Source organism: Capnocytophaga sp. oral taxon 412 str. F0487 (genome assembly GCF_000271925.1).
GTDB classification, from domain to species: domain Bacteria; phylum Bacteroidota; class Bacteroidia; order Flavobacteriales; family Flavobacteriaceae; genus Capnocytophaga; species Capnocytophaga ochracea.
On the sequence record NZ_AJZR01000044.1, the window covers coordinates 1 to 1,163 of the forward strand.

Consider the following 1,163-nt stretch of genomic DNA (forward strand, 5'->3'; position numbering starts at 1 on the left):
ATGCGTGGTTTCGCACTGAATGTTTCGGGCTTAGGAGGCACTGCTGAAGAACAAGCAGGAGCCGAGAAATTTGTAACTTACTTAGCTTCTAAAGGTTTTGACAAAGTGCGTTACGTGATTGACACAGGGCGCAGTGGTATCAATAGACCTAAACACCAGAATGCAAATGCTCCTTATAACTCTTGTAATAACTTTAATGCAGCTTTAGGCCCGCGTAGCACTACCAAAACCACAGGTGCACACGCCGATGCTTATTTGTGGATTAACGGAGGAGGAGGCTCTGATGGTGAATGTAATATGGGAGCCCCAAAAGCGGGAAAGCCTTATCCTGAATATACGAGGCACTTGGTGCAAAACGCTATGAGAGTGAAAAGTATAGAGATTTTGGAAGTACCTCAAAACTTAAAATAGTCGTAGCACGACAAGCAATTATAAAATAACCTTTATCATTGCAAAGATAAGAATAATACAGATAAATAAGATTAAAGATTATGAATAAATTACTATCCTTAGTAGCTTTTTTATGGGTAATGACCGCCTGTGAAAAATCAGGGGAAGAGACCGACCCCTCTACACAGTCTCCAACAACGCAAACCTCTACTACACAAACTCCTACTACTCAGACCCCTACTACACCTCCTATTACGCCTCCGGTTACTCCTCCTATTCCACCTAACCCACCACAAGGTAAAAAGCCGGTAGCTTATGACTGGGATTTTTACTTGGAGCCTTCTCGGTTAAATACAGTAAAAAATGAAAAAAATGCCGAGTTGAAAAAGCTGTATTACCAAGTGTATGGTACGCCCTGCGGAGGTTGGTATGACGGCGGTGTTAGTCCTGGTAGTGGTGGTAAAGAGAAAAATGACCGTTGGCTTAAAAACTTTGTTGAGGGAGCAGAACGCGCCCGCAAAACGCCTATTGTGGTGCTTTACGGTATCCCCAATCGTGATTGTGGGTCGTTTTCAAAAGGTGGACATCCTAATGCTACTTCTTACAAAGAGTGGATAGACCGTGTAAGTGCTATTATTGGACAACGCCGTGCGGTGGTTATTATTGAGCCTGATGCCATTAACTACTGCGGTCACCCAAGAGGCTCAGCTAAATACAATGAGCGTGCTGAACTGCTTACTTATTGTGCAAGAAAGCTAAAAGAGAATAACCCT

2 protein-coding genes are annotated in these 1,163 nt (G+C 43.2%); both read left to right on the plus strand.

The genetic code is table 11. From position 1 onward, the window contains the following. The coding region (locus HMPREF1321_RS07455) for a glycoside hydrolase family 6 protein (RefSeq protein ID WP_009422044.1) at nucleotides 1-411 on the plus strand (411 nt) is incomplete at its 5' end. A gap of 80 nt (nucleotides 412-491) precedes the next feature. Next, a partial coding sequence (locus HMPREF1321_RS07460; protein WP_009422045.1) for a glycoside hydrolase family 6 protein occupies nucleotides 492-1,163 on the plus strand: 672 nt, incomplete at its 3' end.